Here is a 366-nt window from a genome sequence, read left to right as displayed (position 1 = left end):
TGAGTTGAAATTTCATATTGTTAATATTTATTAATGTATGTCAGGTGCGATGAATCGTCATTGTATTCCCGGATTAACTATGTCCACAGCCCTGACGGGGAACTTCTCTGCGGGAGTGTCCGGGAATAATTAAAACGATGCACACAGGGTTTAGCGCGTACACGTATTGCATTATGCCAACGCCCCGGTGCTGACACGGAAGAAACCGGACGTTATGATTTAGCGTGGAAAGATTTGTGTAGTGTTCTGAATGCTCTCAGTAAATAGTAATGAATTATCAAAGGTATAGTAATATCTTTTATGTTCATGGATATTTGTAACCCATCGGAAAACTCCTGCTTTAGCAAGATTTTCCCTGTATTGCTG

At 40.4% G+C, this 366-nt stretch carries 1 protein-coding gene; it reads right to left on the bottom strand.

The annotated features are described in order from the left end of the window. Nucleotides 1–219 precede the first annotated feature (219 nt). Nucleotides 220–366 (bottom strand): DUF1398 domain-containing protein (locus D0S45_21015; protein ID TIH02081.1); only part of this gene is annotated, 147 nt, incomplete at its 5' end.

This window comes from Marinifilum sp. JC120, from assembly GCA_004923195.1.
In the GTDB taxonomy this organism is placed as follows: Bacteria; Desulfobacterota; Desulfovibrionia; order Desulfovibrionales; family Desulfovibrionaceae; genus Maridesulfovibrio.
The sequence above is the reverse complement of the archived record's forward strand: the minus strand, read 5'-3'. Positions and strand labels throughout refer to the sequence as shown.